The organism is Moorena sp. SIO2C4 (assembly GCF_010672485.1).
GTDB lineage: Bacteria > Cyanobacteriota > Cyanobacteriia > Cyanobacteriales > Coleofasciculaceae > Moorena > Moorena producens.
On record NZ_JAAHGN010000675.1, the window covers coordinates 1 to 4,166 of the forward strand.

The 4,166-nt window shown below is 45.3% G+C and carries 4 protein-coding genes and 1 pseudogene; 3 read left to right on the top strand and 2 right to left on the bottom strand.

Going from position 1 to position 4,166, the window contains the following annotated elements:
• The coding region (locus tag F6K20_RS26955; protein WP_287296691.1) for a chlorophyll a/b binding light-harvesting protein at positions 1 to 990 on the bottom strand (990 nt) is incomplete at its 3' end.
• A gap of 95 nt (positions 991 to 1,085) precedes the next feature.
• Positions 1,086 to 2,126: a chlorophyll a/b binding light-harvesting protein gene (locus F6K20_RS26960; RefSeq protein ID WP_008185420.1), complete on the bottom strand. Its 1,041-nt coding sequence runs from the start codon at positions 2,124 to 2,126 to the stop codon at positions 1,086 to 1,088.
• A 104-nt stretch (positions 2,127 to 2,230) separates the two neighbouring features.
• Between F6K20_RS26960 and F6K20_RS26965 the strand changes: the two genes are divergently transcribed.
• The 3 genes and pseudogenes from F6K20_RS26965 to F6K20_RS26975 all read left to right on the top strand — a co-directional run.
• Positions 2,231 to 2,431 carry a hypothetical protein gene (locus tag F6K20_RS26965; protein WP_008185418.1) on the top strand — a complete coding sequence of 67 codons (201 nt, stop codon included), beginning with the start codon at positions 2,231 to 2,233 and terminating at the stop codon, positions 2,429 to 2,431.
• Between the two features lie 63 nt (positions 2,432 to 2,494).
• The gene (locus F6K20_RS26970) at positions 2,495 to 3,688 is read left to right on the top strand and encodes an RNA-guided endonuclease InsQ/TnpB family protein (RefSeq protein ID WP_008185416.1); all 1,194 of its coding nucleotides are present in this window, start codon (positions 2,495 to 2,497) and stop codon (positions 3,686 to 3,688) included.
• Positions 3,689 to 3,953: 265 nt separating this feature from the next.
• A pseudogene (locus F6K20_RS26975) lies at positions 3,954 to 4,166 on the top strand (transposase); the annotation flags it as partial.

Consider the following 4,166-nt stretch of genomic DNA (forward strand, 5'->3'; position numbering starts at 1 on the left):
TCCTCGCGCCCGGATAGCATGCCAGATATGACCGAACAGAAACAACACGGCAAAGACAAAGTGGAATGCTGCCAACCAACCGCGAGCAGACACGATGCCATCACTGGCTTCTAAAGTCCCTACTGGACCATAGAACACTTCCGGATAAACGGTGTCATTGACCATGACAAAGTAGGCGGCAAAAATTCCCATGTAGGCGAGCGCCCCTAAGCTATAGGAGAGATAAGCTTCCCCGGAATAAACCAAAACCTCACGTGCCCAGTTAAATGGCTTAGTCAAGATGTGCCAGAAACCACCAGCAATGCAGATCGAACCAATCCAGATGTGACCGCCAACCACATCTTCTAAATTATTCACGGCTGCCATGCCTTCTGAACCGGATGCACCAATTAAGTAGCCAAAAATTTTGACAGGGCTAAGGGTGGGATCGGTAATCACTCGTACATTGCCACCGCCACTCGCCCAGGGGTCAAATAGTCCACCCCAAAACATGGCTTTAGCTACCAAGAGCCAAGCACCAACCCCCAAAAGGATTAGGTGAATCCCGATAATGGTGGTCATCTTGTCGGAGTCTTCCCAGTCATAGCCAAAGAAACCAGCAAAGGTGCTATCTTTGGTTAATTTATCTGGGGTAAGCAGGGAATGGTAAAGTCCTCCAGCTGCCAGCACTGCTGAGGAAATCAAATGCAAGACCCCAACCACAAAATAGGGATAGGTGTCGATAATTTGACCACCAGACCCAACACCCAACCCTAAGGAAGCCAGGTGGGGCAACAAGATTAATCCCTGGTCATACATCGGCACGTCAGGGGTGTAGCGAGATAGTTCAAACAGGGTCATTGCTCCCGCCCACAGGACTATCAAACCAGCATGGGCAATATGAGCGCCTAGCAACTTACCGGATAATTCAATAAAACGAGCATTACCAGCCCACCAGCCTACTTTTGAGATTTGGCCTTGCTTGGGACTATCAGCAATTACTGCTGTCATTGATGTACCTCTTTGAGAATTATTTGCATTTTGATTTGGTCAATAAAATGCCATTATATCGACACTTTATTAGAATTAATTGCATTAAGCTGAATTTAGGTAGTAGCTTCTGAAGCTACTACCTTACCCCGGCCAAAATCAAAGCCAGCTGCTCGCAAAGCATGCCAAATATGACCTTGGAGGAAGAAAAACCCAAGGAAGAAGTGAGCATTAGCTAACCAACTCCGGCAAGAAGGGAAGCTAGAGTTAGGATCGGCAAAGTAGGGGAAAACACCCAGCTTAATTGATAAGGCAGGACCATAGAAAACTTCTGGGTAGACTACGGTGTTAACAGCGCAGAAGTACGCGGCGATAAACCCCATCAGCGCTAAAGCGCCCAAGCTGTAAGAAAGATAGGCTTCTCCAGACCAAATAAAAAGACCGCGCGTCCATTCAGATGGCTGAGTCTTGATGTGCCAAAAGCCACCGCCAATACACAGCAAACCAACCCAAATATGACCACCAACTACATCTTCTAGGTTACTCACTCCAGCAATCCAGTTCTTGCCCACAGTACCAAACAGATAGCCGAAAATCACTGCTGGATTGAGAGTAGGGTTATTAATCACTCGCACATTCTCCACTGCTGGATCGTACAACCCCCCAAAAGCGATCGCTTTAGCCACCAGTAGAAAAGCTCCAAATCCCAGTAGAATCAGGTGAATGCCGATGATAGTGGTCATTTTGTCACCATCTGCCCAGCTATACCCAAAGAAGCCAGACTGTTCTTCCAAAGTTTCCGGACCACGGAGGGCGTGGAAGATACCACCAAAGCCGAGAAATGCTGAAGAGATCAGGTGCAAAACACCAATCACAAAGTAGGGGTAAGTATCGACTATAGCTCCCCCAGCACCAACGCCCCAGCCTTGAGCTGCTAAGTGGGGCAGCAGGATTAAGCCTTGTTCGTACATGGGTTTGGCAGGATTGAAGCAGGATAGTTCAAACAGGGTTATTGCTCCAGCCCAGAAGACGATTAGACCAGCATGGGCAACATGAGCCCCCAATAATTTCCCGGATAACTCCGTCAGGCGAGCGTTACCTGCCCACCAACCATACTCTCCCTCTACTAATCGGGAACTCTCAGCAGTGTTTGCCACTATCTACACCTCCTAGGCTCAGTATTGCAAAATATATTCAATAGCTACTTGGAATAGCTTACACTACTGCTTAAGTGAAATGAAAGCTATTTTTATTAAGAATCATGACAATTCCCAGATTTGGTAAGGCATCAGAGCAATCGTTAGTGAATCAGAACCCTGTCACCACTAGGTTCAAGCCATCTGTTCATCTCTTTAAGCGCCGTGACTTGATTGCTCTAGAACCTGATCAACTATGGGTAGTTCAACAGGGTGTGGTTAAAAGCTTGACCAAAAATTTTGGGTCAATAGCCCCGTCCTTCTAGGACGGGGCTATTGACAGTCTTTTTATTTTGAGTTATAGTTTACGTAGAGTTTTTTCACGTCAAATGATCGTCTTAGAGTTCAAAGTCAAAGGGAATAAAACTCAATATACCGCCATCGACGATGCGATAAGGACGGGTCAATTTGTACGCAATAAGTGTCTCCGATACTGGATGGACAATAAAGGCGTAGGACAAAAAGACCTATATCGCTATAACACATGGCTCAGAGCTGAGTTTTCTTTTGTCAAAGACTTGAACTCCCATGCCTGCCAGGCTTCCGTGGAACGAGCTTATAATTCGATTTCGAGGTTCTATAGTAACTGCAATAAGCAAATTCCTGGAAAGAAAGGTTATCCCAAGTTCAAGAAGTTTTCCAGATCAGTTGAATACAAAACATCTGGCTGGAAGCTTTCCCCTGATGCCAAGTCAATTTCATTTATTGATAAAAAAGGTATAGGAAAACTAAAACTCAAGGGAACTTGGGACTTGTGGCGTTACGACCAAAAGCTGATTAAGCGAGTTAGGCTAGTTCGTCGCGCGGATGGTTATTATGTTCAATTCTGCGTAAAAGTCAATGTAGAAGAACCTTTAGAACCCTCTCATTCCAATATTGGTTTAGATGTGGGATTAAAGGAATTTTACACCGATTCTAGAGGCGGTACAGAACCTAACCCAAGATTTTATCGTAAGGGAGAGAAGCGTTTAAAGTTTTATCAACGCAGAGTTTCTCGCAAAAAGAAAGGCTCTTCCAATCGCAAAAAAGCCATTAATAGACTAGGTAGGACACACCTCAAAATAAGTAGGCAGCGTGAAGAACACGCCAAGAGACTGGCGGGTTGCGTAATCCACTCTAACGATGTGGTCGCTTACGAAGACTTGAGGGTTAAAAACCTAGTTAAAAACCATTGTCTTGCCAAATCTATTAATGATGCAGGTTGGTATCAATTTAGAAAGTGGCTAGAGCATTTTGGGCAAAAGTTTGGCAGGCAAACAGTAGCTGTCAATCCTGCCTATACCAGTCAAAAATGCTCTAATTGTGGCGAAGTTGTCAAAAAATCTTTATCAACCAGAACCCACGTCTGTGAGTGTGGCTGTGAATTAGACCGCGACCACAATGCTGCGATCAATATTCTAAAAAGAGCCTTAGGTACGGTGGGGCACACCGGAACTTGGGTCATAGACCCCAACGCTCATGGAGAATCGACCTCTACTCTTCCTGATTCCGGTCTGGTTGAGCAAGTTGGCTCGTTGAAGTGAGAATCCCCGTTCTTATAGGACGGGGAGTGTCAATAGGGTTAAAGCGCAATGTCTGTCTTTGTCTCAGTCTTACCGCTTATCCGAGGCTATTGTTTGCCATCTGCGACAGACAGAAGAGTTGCTGTCTATCATTAGAACACCAAGAGTCTTGCAATTAAGTCCCGATAAATCGGGATAAAACTGGATTTATCGGTGTAATACAGACATTGACATTTAGCTAGCGCTAGATTATTATTGAAGTGAGTGTAGGAAATAGCAGTTAACGATGCCAAGAAAAGTAGGCGCGGCAAAAAGGATATCGACTCAAATCGTCCCTGTGGTGGGGATAACCAAGTCGGTTGAACTTGAGTTGCAGCAGGTAATGAAAAAACTAGGCATAGTCAGGGCTGAATCTTACAATAAGCTGGGTAGCATTAATCACTGGGGGATTGACTGGAAAAAGGCGGTGCCAGAAGTAAAAAGTTTTAGGACTCCCGAC